Raw genomic sequence first — 16,494 nt, 5'->3', positions numbered from 1 at the left:
TCGGAATCGAAACACCTGGGGTGCGCAGCCGGGACGATCCGTCCTGGTGGCGCACCTGGGTGCCGAACTCTACGGTTCGGGTCGGGTGATGCGGGAACGCGCGGAGGGTTCGTCGAGCAGGGATGGCGCCCCGACGGTGACCCTCCCGATGGGCGGACCACTGGGGTGGGCGGGTTGAAGACCCACGATGCGTCGGTCTCATTGCGCAGGACGGCAGCACTGCTCAAGAGCGCTTTCCGACCGGAGGGTTTCATCCGGCTGGCCGCTGCGGGATATCGTTCGGCGCAAATGGTCGCACCGCGTGACGCCGAGCAGATCGCAGTCGCATTCGAGAAGGTCCTCGCTTGGTGACAGGAGATGTGAAGCAGTGCCGTCGCGGACGCGGAACTGGCCTTGGCCAGGCCTGCGCCGGGTGAATGCGCGACGGCATCTCGGAGGCAGTGGGCGTGCTGATGAAGGGAGACCGTTGAGCAGGCACCGCGCATCGAACATCAACTCGACCGCCTCGGAATCCCCTGGAGCGGGCCGGGCGACACCTGCTGGAGACATCATGGTGGCGGTCCAGAGCGGCCACGCAACCGAACTGGATGAGTCGTTCTCCGGCCGCAAGGCTTCGAATGCGGTGTCCTGGAGTCTGGGAGCAGTGGTCGGCCGACAGGGCCTCCAGATGGTGTGCGCTTTGGTGCTCGCACGAATACTGGGACCCAGCTCTTACGGTGTGATCAGCGCCGCGACGATCTACGTCACGCTGACGACCCTGGTGCTCGATCAGGGCATGGCGTCTGCCTTGATCCAACGCAAGGATCTCGCCCCTGAGGCCCCTGGCGCGGTCGCCACCTTCAACGTGCTCATCTCTGTCGTTCTGGCTGGTGTGACCTGGATCGTCGCGCCCGATCTCGGGCACTTCTTCTCGACACCCGCGCTCGAGAGCGTCCTGAGGGTCCTCGGTATCGGCCTTGTGCTCAAGGCACTTGCGATCACCCCCCGCTCGATGCTCTCCCGGAGCCTGAACTTCCGCAGCATCGCGGTCGCCGACGTCGGGGGGGCGGCCTGCGGGACCATCGCCGGAGTGCTGTCTGCGCTCCTCGGTGCCGACTACCACGCCGTCATCTTCCAGACGTTGATCACCGACCTGGTGATCGCGGTGCTGCTGTGGAGGGCCAGCCGCGGTCCCGCGCCGAACGTCGCCGTCGGTGCCCTCCGTGAGGTGCTGCCCTTCGGATTTCGGGTGTTCCTGACCAACGGGGTCGCCTACTTCGCGCGGAACACCGACAACATCCTCGTCGGCCGCTTTCTGGGCATCACGGCGTTGTCGTTCTACAGCATGGCCTACCGCGTATTGGTGATACCCATCCAGATGGTCGGGCAGACCGTGAACAGGGTGATGTTCCCCGTGTTCGCGAAGATCGCCCATCGACGCGACCTGCTGGCCGAGAACCTGGTGAAGTCGACCGAGATGGTGGCCATGGCGGCAGTACCGACCATGACTCTGCTGGCCTGTGCGGCGCCGCAACTCGTCACGACCGTTCTGGGCCCGTTCTGGGACCCGACCGCCCCGCTGCTATCCGTGCTGGCGCTGGCCGGCGCGAGGGAGACCATCTACTACATCACGCCGGCGCTCATGAAGGCCACCGGCAATGCGTCCATGAACCTACGATTCGAACTCGTCTCGACGGCCATCCAGGTGGCCGGGATCGTCATCGGCCTGCAGTTCGGGGTGTTCGGCGTCGCCGTCGGTTATGCGGTATCGGGGGTGGTCGTCACGCCCATGCTGCTGATCATTCAGCGGCGGCTGACGGGTGTCTCCATCAGCGGTCAGCTCCACGCCCTGCTCCCGTCGGTCCATCCAAGCCTGTGGGCCGCTGCGGGCTACTTCGCCGTCTCGAGATTGCCGATCGCGACCTGGATGGTGCTGGCGATCGGCGCCGCCGTATTCGTCGTGATCTTCGCCGTCGTACTGTTGACGGTGCACAGGGTCGCCGCCCGCCGTGTCGGGCGGCGTATCGTCATTATGCTGCCTTCCCGTTTCAGCAGGAGCCGGGCAGCGGTCGTCTCCGCGGGATCACGCCATGCACGCTGAGGGTTCTGCATTGTCTGACCACGGTGCGACGGTCGGCCGACTGACCCTGATCACGCCGAATTTCGAGAACAACTCCTTGGGACGCACGTTCTGCTTGTGGCTGCTGGCCAATGAACTGGGCATCCAGACCCGGGTGGTCGGCATCAAGGGCAACATGCTGTGGGCGCCGCTCGCCGTCGGAGAGTTCGCCGTCGACTGTCGCGTCCCGGAGTCCTCTGACGCGAAGGCACGCCTCGAATTGGTCCGTGAGCACGTGCGGTGGGCCGATCTGGTGATTGCGGTCAAGCCGCTGCCGACAAGTTTCGGGATCGGTCTCACCATCTGCTCCGAGGAGCAACGCCTACTCGTACTCGATGTGGACGACCCGGATCTCGAGGTCCGTACGAGTTGGCTTGCGTGGTACGAGCGCATGGCGAGATGGGCGCTGAAGAGCCGGTACCGGGACTTGTTGCGGCTACGCCGTCTGGCCCGGACGGTGCCGACGATCATCAGCAATCCGACGCTGGGACAGTGGTACCCCGGCACGGTGGTCCCGCATGTCAGGCCGCGGATGCTCAAGACGGCCGGCATGACCGACGGGCCTCCGACGGTGCGGTTCGTCGGATCCCCCCGCGGTCACAAGGGTATCGAGATCCTCCGGGCCGCCGTGGAAGAACTGGCACCCCGCGGGTTTCGGCTCGAGGTGACGGCGGATCCCCCGTCCGATGCCAAGCCCTGGGAGTCATGGCTGGGGACGACAAGCCTGCCAGACGGACTTGCGCTGGTGGCGGCCGCCGACATCATCGCGATTCCCAGCCACGCCGGCGGGTGGGCACGTGCTCAGTTGCCGGCCAAACTGGTGGACGCGATGATTGCCGGACGAGCGGTCGTGGCATCGGACACCCCGCCCGTCCGGTGGGCCATCGGATCGGCCGGCGTTCTGGTACCACCTGGTGATGCCGGATCCCTGAGCAGTGCCCTTCTTTCCTTGGAGTCGGTTGATCGTCGCGCTGATCTGGGAAGATCTGCGGAGAACAGGGCGAATGAGCTGTTCTCCGTGGAGGCCGTAGCGCCACGCTTCGGGTCGTTCCTCGAGGACGTGTTGACAGCCTCACGACGATCGGAGTCAGCAGTGGGGGAGCGGGAGGAAAACATGGTCACGAAGTCGAACGATCGCAGGGTGTTGATTGCGGTGCTGACCTACCGGCGACTGGACAGCCTCGCCGCGCTGCTGGTCGAGTTGCTGGAACAGGAACATCCCGCCGACTGCACGGTCGGGATTCTGGTGGTGGACAACGATCCGGACGGAAGCGGTGCGTCGACCGTAGACGCCTTCCACGCAGACCGGGTGCGATACACGCATGAGCGGCAACCTGGAATCGCTGCGGCGAGGAATCGGGCGTTGGCCGAGTCCGGCGATGCAGACGCCTTGATCTTCATCGACGACGACGAGCGACCCGTTCACGGATGGCTGGGTGAGATGCTCGCAACTCACGAGCGGTTCGGCGGCGTCGGTGTGGTCGGTCCGGTGGTGTCCGAGTTCGAATCGGCCATGGAGCCCTGGGTAGAGGCAGGTCAGTTCTTCCGTCGGCGGAGGTTGGTCACCGGAACACCGGTGGAGGTGGCTGCCACCAACAATCTCCTGCTGAGTCTGGCGGTCGTCAGGGCCTGGGGTTTGAGCTTCAACGAGAAGTTCGGACTCGCGGGAGGTTCAGACACCCTGTTCACCCGTCAGATCACCGAACGCGGAGGTCGCCTGATCTGGTGCGACGAGGCCGTGGTCATCGATATCGTTCCAGCACACAGGCTCACCCGGCACTGGGTTCTCCAACGAGCACTACGAAGTGGGAATTCTTGGAGCAGGGTCTCACTATTCCTCGGCCGGTCCGTCCGTGAACGGTCCAGGACGCGGCTGTCGCTGCTCGCCGAGGGCGGCGTCCGTCTCACCGGTGGATCGGCCCGCTATCTCATCGGCCTGATCGGCCGGTCGGACAGTCTTCAGGCTCGGGGGGCGCGGACTGCGGCAAGGGGAGGCGGGATGTTGATCGGGGCCATCGGGTTGGTCTACTCCGAGTACGCGAGGGTCGATGTGTCCGGACGGCGGAGACTCAGCAGAATCCACAGAGAGCCCTCCACCGACTCTTCCGGCAGGGTCGGGACCGTCGTCTGGAGCGGAGCGCACCATGGCTGAAAGGCAGGCTGAGGGTGCCAACGTCGAGGACTCGGCGGTACCGCGCAGGCTCGGGCGCAACTGGATTCTCATCGCCCTCGGTGGCATCGTCTATTTCACGGCCGCCGGGACGGCACTGGGGGCCAAGTTCGCCAGTTCCCTGACCACATTCCTGGGTACCAACGTCGACGACGTCGGACTGTGTCTGTCCGGAATGGCGCTGGCCGCCGGCATCCTGGTCGTCATCAGTCCGCGGTTGAAGGGCCAAACCAGGATCGAATTGGCCATCGTCGTCGAGTTGACCATCTTCGTTGCGTTCCCGATCACCCGGCTGTCCGGGATCGTGTCGCGGGAGCTGTTGATCTTCATCCTGATCACCGCGGTGATCGCGCTGACGGGCTTGATCGGGAGCGGCGCCGCTGGGGGGAACGGGCGTCTGCCGCTCATGGTGATGAGTTTCGGTCTCCTCGCAGCTACTGTCGCGTTCGATTCAAGAGGTGGAGTGCTCCTGCTTCTGTGTCGATCCGTGGTTCCCGGGGTGAGTTGCTTCTTCCTGGCCCGCCGAATGTTGCCCGCTGGACTGAATCGGGTCTGTGGGGCCATCGTTGCGCTGGCTGCCGCTCAGAGCGTCATGGCGATAGCGGAGCCCTTCGTCTTCCCGACCCATCTGTGGGCCCCCGCTGCCTTGGACTCCCTCGGCAACGTGGCACCTCTGACGAACGCCATTCTGGGGTCTGCGATCGAGCGCTCACAGGCTTCGCTCGGTCACCCTCTGCCGCTCGGATTCCTATTGGCCGTCGGCCTTGTCCTGGTGCTGAGAGTGCTACCGCTGACCTGGCTGCCCAAGGTCCTGATCATCATGCTGCTACTTGTCGGTCTGGTGTTCTCCGGCAGCCGGAACAGTCTGATCCTCGCCGTCGGGCTCCTGCTGTTCTTCGGCGTGCGAAAGCTGTCGGCGCCCAGGTTGGTCGCAGTCTCGCTGCTTTTTCTCGGCGTAGTCGTGATCGCAGCCTTGGCGGGCCTGTTCAGCTCGGAAGCGATCACGAATTTTGCGGCGTCGGGCTCCTACACCCACCGGATCGCCGCCTATGGCGCTTTCGGTCAATTGCTGGGCGGTCAGTCGCTCGCCGCGGCAGTCATCGGCAACGGTTATGGCTCCACCCAGCGTCTGTTCAACGCAGGTCTGCTACAGACGGATGGTTTCAACGTCGTGGACAACCAGTTCGTGCTGATGCTCTCGCAGGGTGGATTGGTCGCCCTGGTCACGTTCAGCGCTCTGTGCGTGGAATCCTTCTTCGGTCGGAACTGGCTTTGGCGTGGCGCTGTCGTGGTGGTCGTCGCCAACTCCCTGATCTTCGACTGGTTTTCTTGGCCGTCCTGTTCGTCATTGGGCCTGTTCTGCCTCGGAGCAGCGCTCGCCTCCACGCACCGCGGTGCTGAAGCCGAGCCGGTAGCAGCGGATCCTGTGACCGACGAGTCGACCACGTTGCCGTTCCGGCCGTTCGTGAGTACCCATGGAAAATGACCGTCGGTCGATAAGTGCTTGGGGCGTGAGGTGATGACCGCGACTCGTGACGTCGCTGCTTCGCATGGCAGACGGAAGGCTACGAGCCCGCATCCGCGAGCACGGAGGTTTGGATTCGGGCGAATGCGCCCGTTCCCAGCCGACAGGCCGTCTTCATCGCGCGGCTTCCGTCCGGATATCGAGGGTCTTCGGGCCGTTGCTGTCATTTTCGTCATTCTGGAGCACCTGTTCGGATGGCCGAAAGGCGGCTTCGTCGGCGTCGATATATTCTTCGTCATCTCCGGGTTCCTCATCACCGGCCTACTTCTCAAGGAACAAGCCAGAACTGGTCGAGTGTCTTTCCTCGACTTCTACCGCCGCCGAATTCGGCGGATCATCCCTGCATCGACATTGGTGCTGGGCATCACCGTCGTCGGATCCTATTTCGTCTTCCAGCAGAGCCGGTTCCACTCCATCGGTGGCGACAGTCTGTGGTCGCTCGTGTTCCTGGCGAACTGGCACTTCGCCAGCATCGGGACCGACTACTTCACGCAGGCGGGACCGACTTCGCCGCTCCAGCACTACTGGTCGCTTGCGGTCGAAGAACAGTTCTACCTCGTCTGGCCCCTCCTGATCGCGGTGGTCCTGGCAGCCGGCTGGTTCATCGGAAAGCGGTCCAGAACCACCAGGATCGTGATCCTCGGTGTCGTGCTCGTATTGATCATCGCAGGCTCATTCACCTGGGCCCTCTACCAGACCAGAACGAACACAACGGTCGCCTACTTCTCGACGCTGACCAGGGCCTGGGAGCTCGGATTCGGGGCCCTGTTGGCCGTGATGACGCCACAGTTTGCCCGTATGCCGGGTTGGTTGCGGCCGGCGCTGTCATGGGTGGGCTTGGCTGGAATCGTAGTATCCGTTGCCGTACTCAGTACCGCGGACTTCTTCCCGGCTCCAGGGGCGGCACTTCCTGTCGCGGCGGCCGGCCTCGTGATCGTCGCCGGCGTTGATCGGCCGGTTCGGTTCATCTGGCCGATCACCAACGTCGTCGCGCGCTACCTAGGCCGCATCTCCTACTCATTGTACCTGTGGCATTTTCCGGTCATCATCCTTTTCGCCGCGCTGATCCCGGGGCGAACGACCAGATACTTCGTCGTCGTGCTGGCTGTTCTGCTGGTGGTCTCGGTGCTGGCCTTCCACTTGATCGAGGATCCGATCAGGTCGTCGTCCTGGCTGATGCCTTCCGCTGCGAGGGACGCAGTCCCGTCCGGCCGGCGTGCGCCGGTTGCCAGAGGCATGCTCGGCGCGTTGTTGATCGTGACCGCCTGCGGGGTCGTGCTGACGACGATTTATTATGCCAAACCGTTGTCGAAGGCGCAGGCCGCAGATATCGCTGCCGCGGCCGAACCGACATCGGCCGGCACCGGACCGGTGGATGCCAGGGAGCCGAAGGCGGGCCAGGTACTCACTGCGCAGATCGCGGCCGCCCTGACGGCTACGTCCTGGCCCACCCTGAATCCGTCCCTGGATTCCGTCCTGTCGTCGGACAGCACTGCTCGCGACATCAACGCCTGCAGTGGTCCGAAGCCTCCCGGTCTGGATAAGTGCACCTGGGGGAATGCTGGGGCCAAGAAGACGGTGGTGGTGATGGGCGACTCCGTCTCGGTCGCCTACCTGACTGCGCTCCGAGACATCGTCACCACTAAAGGGAGTCCATGGCGATTGATCAGCTACTCCATGTTCGGGTGCACTTTCGTCGACATACCGATCCACAACTCCGACAGTGCGCTCCAGAACGCATGTCCTGCTCGGAAAGCGTCAGCAATTCAGGGGGTGGCTACGCTGAAGCCCGACCTCGTCATCATTACCAACACGTATGAGCCCAGAACGAACGCGGACACGTCTGCCATTGTGACGCTTGCTCAGTGGCGGGACGGCATGACGAGTTTCGCGGCCAAGATGACACCGAGTGCCAAGAAGGTGATGCTGCTGGCCCCGCCGCCGTCCGACGTCAACATCGCCACGTGCTACACCAAGGCGAGCAGTCCCAAGGACTGTGTCAGCACATTGACGGACCAGTGGTCCAGGCTTGCTGCGGTCGAGAAGGACGTGGCCGCGAACATCAATGGTGTGTTCGTCGATTCGAGTTCGTGGTTCTGCTCGCGACAGGGTCAGTGTCCCAGCTTCGTGGGAGGTATCCCGGTGAAGCGAGATCTGGTGCATATGACCTCGGCGTACGCGGACAAGATCGCACCGGTGATGCTCGCTGACCTCCAAAGTGACGGCTACTTCTTGAGTTGACGTCGTAAGGATTCAGCAGTTCGGCTCTGATGCTCGTACTGTGACGGATGTTACAGTTTGGCATGGCAATCAAGGAAGCGGTCCGTAGCGCTTATCTGAGCCGATCGTCGCGGGGTAGGTCACCCGGCGGCATCAAGTTGCCCCCGTCGCAGTTCCGCATGGGGGGAAAGCACTTCCAGACCGATGCCGGCTTCGTGTCCGAAGCGCGCAAGGATGTTGCTCGACTCTTGGAGAACGGATACTCACCCTCGGAACCGCTGTTGGACTGGGGATGTGGCGCTGGTCGATTGGCGGTTGGCGCGTTGGAGACCTTGTCGAACTTCGTTGGGTACGACGGCGTGGACGTCCAGGCAGATCTCATCAGATGGGCCCAGAGACACATCGCCCGACCGGGGGTGACATTCAAGTGGGTGGACGTGTCCAACGCCCGCTATAACCCCCGAGGCACGGCCCAGAGGGTCATACCGGGCGGCGATGGCCACTACGGCACCTTCTACGCTTATTCTGTCTTCAGCCGTATGGTCACGGCCGACGTCCAGGGTTACTTGAGCGAAATCCTACGACTGCTCAGGCCCACCGGTTTTGCCTTCGTCACCGCGTTTGTCGAATCCGACGTAGCCAAGGAGACGGAGAATCCGCAGGGTTACGGTCCGCTCGTGTGGCGGGGACCGCTCCATTGTGTTCGGTCTGATCTAGGTTATTTCACCGAAATGGTCGAACGAGCAGGCCTACGTATTACGGGCCATCAACATGGAACCGAGACCGATGGACAGTCGGCGATGATCCTTCGACCTGCATGACCTGGAAAACTGACCATCATGCAATCGGTCCACATCAGTTTCGGGTAGGCGACTCTGTCTTGGTCGGTAGGTCTTCCGTGGCGCGTCGTCGTCGCACTGAGTCGGGAGTGGGCGTCGTGACGGCCGCTTGCGTCCTCTTCTTCGTCGCCGCGGCCGGGATCTTCGCTTCCTCGGCGTACCGGTAGCCTCCATACCCGCTGGGAATGTCCTTGACCGGCGCCATGTTGAGCACCGTTCCAATCAGCTTGGCATCGACCGCATCCAAGGCGGTGATTGCCGAGGTGAACTGCGCGCGGGTGGTTCTCCCGTAGTGGACCACCATCAGGATGCCGTCCGCCACAGCGGACAGGACGACCGCGTCCGTCACGGGCAGGACCGGGGGCGAATCGACGAGAATCATGTCGAACCGAGCTCGCAAGGCGACCATCAGGTCTGCCATCGCATTGCTACCAAGCAGCTCGGAGGGGTTCGGCGGGATGGAACCGCTGGCCAGCAGGGTGAGTCCGCTGTCTCCCCAGGGTTGCAGGACGTCGTCGACCCCGAGTTCCCCGGCCAGCACGTTGCTCAGTCCCACGGCACGTTCGAGACCGAGGTAGTCCGCCGCGCGAGGCTGGCGAAGGTCTGCCTCGATCAGCAGCACCCGTTGTCCCGCTTCTGCGAAAACCAGAGCCAGGTTGGCCGCGGTCAGCGATTTACCCTCGGACGCGACAGAGGAGGACACCACGACGACCTTCAGTGGCTGGTCGACGTGGATGAACTTGAGACTTGTGCGGAGTTGGCGGAAAGCCTCGCCTCGAGGGGATCTGACGGTCGTGCGAACCAACACTGGTGATTTGGCCGTCGCCGCATCGAGCGCGACTGTGGCCAGGACAGGCCGCTTGGACAGGGTCTGCATCACGTCAGCGGTACGTACGGTGACATCCATCAGCTCTCGGACGATGGCGGCGGAGACCCCCAGGGCCAACCCGACCAGAAATCCGAGGCCGATGTTGAGCGTCTTCTTCGGTGACACCGGGGTCGTGTTCAGCGTCGGACCGGTGATCGCGTTCAGGAAAGTTGTGGTCTTGGTCGACCCGGGATTGTCCAACCCGTTCACGACGCCATTGAGTTCAGTGGAGATCGCATTCGCGATGGCCAACGATCGGTCAGGTGATGTGTCGATGACCGTTGCGGTGAGCAGAACGGTATTGACATCAGTCGTGGCACTGATCTCGCTCTTCACCTCGGCCGGGGTCAAACTCAGATTTGCTTTCTTGATGATGAGGTCGGCCATCCGGTCGCTAACCATTACCCCGGCGTAGGAGTTGATGCGACGCTGTGCGAACTGGTCGGCCTGCAGAGCAGTCTGGCTGCTGCTGGTCTGACTCGAAACGAAGAAGGTCACCGTGCTCGCGTACTTGGGATCGGTGCTCAGCGTGAGGCCGGTTGCTGCCAGGGTCCCCAGGACTGTGAGGAGAAGCACGAGCATCCAGTACTTCCGGATCGCCCTGAGGTAGCCCCGAAGATTCATGACCGCCATACCTGACGCCGCCTTCCGTCGCGACCGCGAGAGCAAGGTGGCCCCCGCCCGTAAGTTCGGCCCCCTACTCGGGGGCCACTGTGGACTTTTGCAGCTGAACAGTACCGACTCTGTGAGTTGAGCACCGTGTGCTGCGGATCGAACAGGTCCTCAAGACCAAGCAGACCGAGATCCGGCGGCCCGGCGCCGCTGTACCGGGTGTGTCACCACCCGCGATCCCGCGCGACCCATGCAGAGACCCCCGGTCGCCAGGCGCAACTGATCAACTCGTCCAGTCACAAATCGTAGCCATTGCGGAGGCGAAGGGCATCCCCATTCACCCAATCGGGCAGATGCTTCACTCCGTTGATCACACGGATGGCCCGATAACATCGACTGCTAACATACATCGATCCTCACCGTCAAAACGGACGCCGCGCTCCCGCTGAACGACCGCGGTGCGCCCATGGCCGGTTATCGCAGCGAGGTCGCAAATTCTCGAGGAAGGCTGGTGACGGGGATCATGACCGAGATCGTCGCGCCAAAGGCTCGGAACCGGCACTCGTTGGTGGCCGAGACGAGACCAGGCCTGTTGACCCAGATCCAGGCTCTTCGAGCCTTGGCGGTGCTTTTGGTCGTCGGATATCACCTGTGGCCGACCCGCCTCAGCGGTGGGTTCATCGGTGTCGACGTGTTCTTCGTCATATCGGGCTTCCTCATGACGGGTCACATCCTGCGAAACGCACCTGGTGCCCGCAGTCTGGGAGCGTCGCTGAGCGACTTCTATCTGCGGCGAATCGTCAGGATCCTCCCTGCTGCACTGGTCGTCCTGGTGCTTACTGCGATTTTGACGCTCACACTGGTGTCGAGAGTGAATTGGGAGCTCTACCTCCGAGAGATAGTGGCCAGCGGCCTGTACTTCGAAAATTGGTCCTTGGCCTCGAGTTCAACCGACTACCTTGCCGCCGGCGCCGGAGCCAGCCCCGTCCAGCACTACTGGTCCTTGTCCGTGGAGGAGCAGTTCTACATCATTTGGCCGATTCTGCTTCTCGGCACGGGTTTGATGTTCAGGGCCAGACGTACGAAGGCCGTCGCGACACTCCTTTTGGTTCTGATCGGGGGCAGCCTGGCCTACTCCGTACTATCCACCGCAGCCGACGCCAAGTTCGCCTACTTCGATATCTTCGCCCGTCTGTGGGAGTTCGGGGTAGGCGGAGCCCTAGCGGTCGGCATCAAACACATCAAGGTCTCGCCCCCCGCTCGTGCTGCCTTGTCCTGGATGGGCCTGGCCCTCATCGCCTGGTCGTCTCTGGTCTACTCGGGTGATACCAGCTTCCCGGGGTCGGCTGCCTCCATACCCGTCCTCGGAGCGGCAGCGGTGATCGCCGGGGGCTCAACATCGGCATGGATCGGGCCGCAGCGGCTCTTTGCCCTTCAGCCGGTGCAGTACCTCGGCGACATCTCGTATTCGCTGTACTTGTGGCATTGGCCGCTGATCGTGCTGGTGCCCGCCGTCACCGGGATGGCCCTGACGACCCCGGCCAAGGCCATCGTCCTTCTAGTCGCAATTGTCTTGGCCGCAGTTTCGAAGTTGTTGATCGAAGACCCGATCCGTGATGCGCGTAGCGGCCGTGGGCCCGTCGCCTGGCGTGCGCAGCTGCAGCGAGATCGATTCGTCTACGTTGCTGGGGCTGCCTTCATGGCGTTGGTCGTGGTCTTAGCCGGATCGGGCTGGCTGTCGTTGCGTGGGCCCGTATCGTCCGCACGCGCCGCCCTCGCGGCGACGAGTGCGAACGTGCCGTCCTGCTTCGGTGCCGAGGTGATGAACGGTGATTCCAGCTGTTCGGCCGCAACCGTCCCTCTAACGGAGATCGTGCCCAGTCCGCTCATCGCGACCGACGACTTCCCCTACGAACGCTGTCAGCAGCGAGTCTCTAGGTCGGATGTCATCACCTGCACTTTCGGCTCCAGTCGGGCCGACGCAGTCAGCGTGGCACTGGTGGGCGACTCCCACGCGACCCAGTGGCTACCTGCGCTCATCCCGGTGGCAGATGCCAACAACTGGCAATTAACCACCTATCTGATGTCGGGCTGCACTCTGACGGCGACCATCACCTCCAACGCATGTGGGCTGTGGAACAGCAGGCTGAGCTCCCTGTTGCCGGTCGCCCATCTCAAATTCATCCTCGTGAGTGGGCGGAGTCCAGCCGGAAACTTCAGGAGTTCCGAGGTCCCGGGGGTTGCCGAAGGCATTGCGAAGGCGTGGTCGAAGTTGTTGTCGGCGGGCAGCGAAGTGATCGCACTTCGCGACATTCCTCAGCCCGACAACGCCGGAAAGGGAGATATCCCGCCATGCGTCTATGCCAACGGCGCATCACCCAAGTGTGACTTCGCCCAGGGACCGTCGCAGAAATTTGATCTGATGGGCGCGGCCGCCGCGCTCACGCCTGATGCCAAGCTGGTCGACGTGAGTGGTTCGTTCTGCACGGCAGGAATGTGCAGCGCAGTCATCGGCAAGGTCTTGGTCTACCTGGACGACAACCACATGACGGCCACATTCGCCCGTTCGCTGTCCCATTCGTTAGGCTCCGCGCTGATCAAGGTAGGCATGCCCTCTGCGGGTTAGGGCCGGCACAGGGAGGACCGGTTCTCCTAGAATTCAGTAGTCGTAGCGGATTCCGCCTGTTCGGCTCACAGCCAGGGGTAGACCCGAATTCTGCCAGTAGTTGGCGGTCAGTGCGTTGTTGAACGTCACGCCCGATTGCACTCTGATCTGGTAGGTCGACGCACCGCCGGAAAATCCGAACTGATCGCGACCGAAACGGTTGCCGGAAACAGATCCGAATCTCATGCTCGATGACTTCCCGCGAAGGATATACATGCCGTCGATACCACCGTTGAGCCAGTTGTTGGTGATTTGGCTGGCGGTGACCGAGGCAAGGTTTGCACCGACCAGGATTCCATTGCCACCGGCGCGAGACGCGTAGTCGAGCGTCCCCTTCCCTCGCGAATAGAACATGAGAATATTGTTTCCGAGAATGTTGACATTCGATCCACCCTGAATCTGAATGCCATCGTTGTGGGTCCCGTTGGAGTGGTTGGGATCTTTGGAGAAAAAGACCAGATCATGGATGAAGTTGCTCTCGATGGTGACGTTGCATGCGCCGGCCCAGTTTTGGGCGTTGTAGACACCGAAGCCATCGCAGGTGTTGTAGACGTTGTTCCATCGGGCAGTGAACTCCTTACCGATGACTCCGTCCACCCACACCGATGGAGAGTCAGGGACCAGCAGGCAGTCCTCGATCACGGCATTGCTTACGGCGGAATGGTTGCAGTCGATGAGGGCCGTGTTGAATGCAACAGTTCCGGTGCCGCGAACCCGGGTGCGTCGGATGGTCACGTTGGCGGCGCGCACCTTGATGTAGCCGTAGACGTCCATGGAATCAATCACCGTGCCCGGTGTCGTGACGACGATGTCACCGCGGTGCACAGTCAGATTCGTGCCGACCGGGATCCCCGTATTCGACCAATCCGGCTTGATATAAGACGCGGCTGCCGCGGTCCCGACCAGGCGGGGAAGAGCGACGGCGGCCGCAGCGGGCACTGCGGCATAAGCCAAACGGAGCACATTGCGCCGGGTCAGGCTCGTCGAGCTGCTGTGTCTGGCGGATCGCTTTTGCATGCTGAAGTGTGTCCTGTCCTGATGTTGACCGTCGTGGGGCACGCAGACAGACGACGAGACGACTGCCTCGTCGCTGAAGAACGGATCGTGGGGGATGGTTCAGTGGATCGTGTTCGTGACCGCTAGTTAACTCCGGCGCAACAAATGACCTCGAGCGCAACAGATTACGTCAGGCCGGTCTATTCACGACTCAAGCTGTCTCCCGGGTCAAGATCAATAGATGAGCCGAAGCAGATGACTGTCGATGCACCTGAGTCATTTCCGGTGGGTAGGTCGATCGTTGGTCCTGACGAAGTCTAGCGTTATCGAAATGTTTCCTAACACGATCGAGGCGGGATTGGGTCTTCGCAACGAGGATATGTGCGACCGAACTAAGCCACCGGCGGTGCGGTGAACGCTCTGATGGTCTAGCGTTTATAGTCACGCATGCGGGCCAACCCGAGGTTGCTGGTCTATCAGGGTGAACCTGGACGTTTCATCAGTGCTTTCCGTAACAAACGGACTCAGTGAAGCGGGGGTTCGCAAAAGGGTGGAAATGACGCGTATGGCCGGGATTTGATCTCCACTACGGGCTATCTGGGGCAAGCTGATAGCCGCAGCGAGGATTAGCCCAAGTCAGACATATCGGATGTCGGTGCATCTGGTTGGCCTGGTTGCACGCCGAGTGCAGCTCGCGGCGGCGGATCGAGCCGGAAGTTGGGCGGCCCGTAACCGATCCCGGCTGCCACGGATCAGCTGGGCCTCAGGGCTTCGAGAATCGAATCCACACTGCGACGAATGATGGAAGCGCAAGATTGAAAGACTTCGATCGGGTGTCCGATCGGGTCGACCAGGTCGTCATCGGGTCCTCCTGGCGGTATGTGCGCCCGCGCTCGTTGCACGCGTTCGATGATGGCCGTGCCGATGGCCGTCGGTCCGCTCATGTCCACGGGCTCGGCTGAGACCAGAAGAGATGCAATCTGGCGGATGGTGAAGCTCCTCCTGAGGGCGGAAGGGACAAGACCGACGACTTCAGAGCGATGGTCCCTGGTCGCAGTCAGTATGAGATCGGAGTCAGTGATCAATTCGGCGGTCACCCTCTGACTCCGAAAGTTCTCGAACCACTGCGTGCGCGCATCACCGAGCGGTCGGTCATCCTCCCGATCGGGCGGCTCACCGACGGCGGTCCTTGCAAAGGGATGGATGGAGACGCCCTCGCGGGCGTGGAGACCGGCCGACCTGACGAGGATCTGTCCTGCGGTCCGTCGTCCCCACCGCTCAAGCACGGCCTGCTTCATCAGGAACTCGGCCATGGGCGAACGGCAGATGTTTGCCGTGCACACCAGCAGTACCCGCAAACTCGGTGGTGCGTCCTGCTTCGTCAACGTCTCTCCGTCCGGGCCCGCGGTTCGCAAGCCACCAATATGGCTGACGGCTGCCGAGCCATGCGCGGGACCCGGCCTTGCCTTGGACTCTGGACCTTGGTTGCCAACCCGATTGGCGAACGACCGTCTGGTCTCCTGTTCCAGGTGTGGGGGCGGATGCCGATGGGCCGTTCGGTCGAGATGCCACATGTCGACGACGAGAACTTGATTGCTCACTCTGGGTTGACATGTGTCCTGGACATCTCACCCGAAGGAGTGGTCGCCAGGCACAAGGAGGGCCAGGTCGGTTATTATCCATCACATCCGATGGGCCGTCAGTTGTCGGGGCTGACTGGGCGGAGGGCAAGGCTGCCCCCTCGGCAAGACCAACCGACGAGTAGGGGAATCACAGTGGCAGTCCGTATCGGTTACGCCCCTGGTGCGTACGACCTGTTCCACGTCGGACACCTAAACATCCTGCGTCAAGCGAAGTCGCAATGCGACTATCTCGTTGCAGGTGTCGTGTCGGACGAGATGTGCGAACTGACCAAGGGGCGACGGCCCGTGATCTCGCTGGCCGAACGTATGGAGATCGTCGGGAACATTCGATTCGTGGATGAAGTCCACGCGGAGATGACTCCGGACAAGCTCGACTCATGGGCAGACATCCGCTTCACGCACATCTTCAAGGGTGATGACTGGCGTGGCACTCCGAAGGGAGCCAAGCTCGAATCCGACTTTGCCGCTGCCGGGGTCCAGGTCGTCTACTTCCCCTACACGGTCCACACGTCGAGCACCGTGATACGTCGCGTGCTGTCGAGCTTGGTCGAACCTGAGATTCGGGTCGCTAGCAGCGGCTGAATCTGGACGGCGACCAAATCCCCGGGACTCGCCGTGCCGCTGTGTCCGCCCTCTTTCACTCACTGTGACGAAAAATTGCCCGAACAGGTGACTGGTGGGTTGTTTTCTTCCCGTTTAGGCAGGGTCGCGCTATCGTGACGGCGGTGAATAAATTACCGTCGGTAAGCGTGTCGGGCGACGTCGGCGATCTCGAGTGAACCCTGTGCCGGCGAAAGTGGAGCAATCGATGATGCACTGCAGTCCCGACAGACGGGCTCTCGTATGACTATCACTACT

11 protein-coding genes are annotated in these 16,494 nt (G+C 62.3%); 8 read left to right on the top strand and 3 right to left on the bottom strand.

What is annotated here, in order from left to right; genetic code table 11:
* The first annotated feature begins 174 nt into the window (after positions 1-174).
* The 6 genes from H7F38_RS23325 to H7F38_RS23300 all read left to right on the top strand — a co-directional run bounded on the left by H7F38_RS23325 (position 175) and on the right by H7F38_RS23300 (position 8,834).
* Positions 175-351, top strand: coding sequence for a hypothetical protein (locus H7F38_RS23325; RefSeq protein WP_187091988.1), 177 nt, complete (start codon positions 175-177; stop codon positions 349-351).
* Between the two features lie 115 nt (positions 352-466).
* The gene (locus H7F38_RS23320; RefSeq protein ID WP_187091987.1) at positions 467-2,080 is read left to right on the top strand and encodes a lipopolysaccharide biosynthesis protein; all 1,614 of its coding nucleotides are present in this window, start codon (positions 467-469) and stop codon (positions 2,078-2,080) included.
* Positions 1,989-4,250, top strand: coding sequence for a glycosyltransferase (locus tag H7F38_RS23315; RefSeq protein WP_187091986.1), 2,262 nt, complete (start codon positions 1,989-1,991; stop codon positions 4,248-4,250). Before H7F38_RS23320 ends, H7F38_RS23315 begins: the two co-directional genes overlap by 92 nt.
* Positions 4,243-5,754 carry an O-antigen ligase gene (locus H7F38_RS23310; protein WP_187091985.1) on the top strand — a complete coding sequence of 504 codons (1,512 nt, stop codon included), beginning with the start codon at positions 4,243-4,245 and terminating at the stop codon, positions 5,752-5,754. The genes H7F38_RS23315 and H7F38_RS23310 overlap by 8 nt, the downstream gene beginning before the upstream one ends.
* 123 nt (positions 5,755-5,877) lie before the next feature.
* Positions 5,878-8,034: an acyltransferase family protein gene (locus H7F38_RS23305; protein ID WP_187091984.1), complete on the top strand. Its 2,157-nt coding sequence runs from the start codon at positions 5,878-5,880 to the stop codon at positions 8,032-8,034.
* Positions 8,035-8,096: 62 nt separating this feature from the next.
* Positions 8,097-8,834: a bifunctional 2-polyprenyl-6-hydroxyphenol methylase/3-demethylubiquinol 3-O-methyltransferase UbiG gene (locus H7F38_RS23300; RefSeq protein ID WP_187091983.1), complete on the top strand. Its 738-nt coding sequence runs from the start codon at positions 8,097-8,099 to the stop codon at positions 8,832-8,834.
* A 34-nt stretch (positions 8,835-8,868) separates the two neighbouring features.
* On the opposite strand, the gene H7F38_RS23295 is transcribed toward H7F38_RS23300, so the two are convergent.
* Entirely contained in the window at positions 8,869-10,344 is a 1,476-nt protein-coding gene (locus H7F38_RS23295) for a polysaccharide biosynthesis tyrosine autokinase (RefSeq protein WP_187091982.1), read from the bottom strand.
* Positions 10,345-10,855: 511 nt separating this feature from the next.
* On the opposite strand from H7F38_RS23295, the gene H7F38_RS23290 reads away from it, so the two are divergent.
* Positions 10,856-12,958: an acyltransferase family protein gene (locus tag H7F38_RS23290; protein ID WP_187091981.1), complete on the top strand. Its 2,103-nt coding sequence runs from the start codon at positions 10,856-10,858 to the stop codon at positions 12,956-12,958.
* 33 nt (positions 12,959-12,991) lie between these two features.
* On the opposite strand, the gene H7F38_RS23285 is transcribed toward H7F38_RS23290, so the two are convergent.
* Both H7F38_RS23285 and H7F38_RS23280 read right to left on the bottom strand, forming a co-directional pair.
* The gene (locus H7F38_RS23285) at positions 12,992-14,014 is read right to left on the bottom strand and encodes a hypothetical protein (RefSeq protein WP_187091980.1); all 1,023 of its coding nucleotides are present in this window, start codon (positions 14,012-14,014) and stop codon (positions 12,992-12,994) included.
* Between the two features lie 731 nt (positions 14,015-14,745).
* Positions 14,746-15,378: a low molecular weight phosphatase family protein gene (locus H7F38_RS23280; protein WP_187091979.1), complete on the bottom strand. Its 633-nt coding sequence runs from the start codon at positions 15,376-15,378 to the stop codon at positions 14,746-14,748.
* A 390-nt stretch (positions 15,379-15,768) separates the two neighbouring features.
* Between H7F38_RS23280 and H7F38_RS23275 the strand changes: the two genes are divergently transcribed.
* Positions 15,769-16,218 carry an adenylyltransferase/cytidyltransferase family protein gene (locus H7F38_RS23275; protein WP_187091978.1) on the top strand — a complete coding sequence of 150 codons (450 nt, stop codon included), beginning with the start codon at positions 15,769-15,771 and terminating at the stop codon, positions 16,216-16,218.
* Positions 16,219-16,494 lie beyond the last annotated feature (276 nt).

It is taken from the genome of Nakamurella sp. PAMC28650 (genome assembly GCF_014303395.1).
Taxonomy (GTDB): Bacteria; Actinomycetota; Actinomycetes; order Mycobacteriales; family Nakamurellaceae; genus Nakamurella.
Note: the sequence above shows the minus strand (reverse complement) of the source record. Positions and strands in the feature narration are given on the sequence as shown.

Coding starts and splice junctions, on each gene's coding strand:
- H7F38_RS23310 (WP_187091985.1), top strand. CDS start 4,243: ATGGCTGAAAGGCAGGCTGAGGGTGCCAACGTCGAGGACTCGGCGGTA.
- H7F38_RS23285 (WP_187091980.1), bottom strand. CDS start 14,014: ATGCAAAAGCGATCCGCCAGACACAGCAGCTCGACGAGCCTGACCCGG.
- H7F38_RS23290 (WP_187091981.1), top strand. CDS start 10,856: ATGACCGAGATCGTCGCGCCAAAGGCTCGGAACCGGCACTCGTTGGTG.
- H7F38_RS23300 (WP_187091983.1), top strand. CDS start 8,097: ATGGCAATCAAGGAAGCGGTCCGTAGCGCTTATCTGAGCCGATCGTCG.
- H7F38_RS23305 (WP_187091984.1), top strand. CDS start 5,878: ATGCGCCCGTTCCCAGCCGACAGGCCGTCTTCATCGCGCGGCTTCCGT.
- H7F38_RS23295 (WP_187091982.1), bottom strand. CDS start 10,344: ATGAATCTTCGGGGCTACCTCAGGGCGATCCGGAAGTACTGGATGCTC.